The sequence below is a fragment of the Mesorhizobium sp. genome (assembly GCF_005063415.1).
Lineage (GTDB): Bacteria > Pseudomonadota > Alphaproteobacteria > Rhizobiales > Rhizobiaceae > Mesorhizobium.
The window spans coordinates 1-245 of sequence record NZ_SUEG01000415.1; the positions used below are offsets into that span (position 1 = coordinate 1).

The following is a 245-nucleotide window of genomic DNA, read 5'->3' on the forward strand; positions in this document are numbered from 1 at the left end:
GGCGAGAACGGCGCCGGCAAATCGACGCTGCTCAAGATCCTGTCCGGCGTGATGCCACCGTCCAGCGGTCGCATCGTCTTCGACGGTGTCGAATTCAGCCCGCACAATCCGCAGGATGCCAAGCGCCACGGCATCGTTACCATCTACCAGGAACTGAGCCTGATCCCGACGCTGACCGTGGCGGAGAATATCTTCATCGGCCGCGCACCGCTCGGCCGGTTCGGGCTGGTCAGCTGGCGGAAGAT

Annotated in this window: 1 protein-coding gene; it reads left to right on the forward strand. The window is 63.7% G+C overall.

Features of this window, described 5'->3' with window-relative positions:
• Positions 1–245: ATP-binding cassette domain-containing protein (locus E5W70_RS32860; protein WP_292665529.1), on the forward strand; the 245-nt coding region annotated here is incomplete at both ends.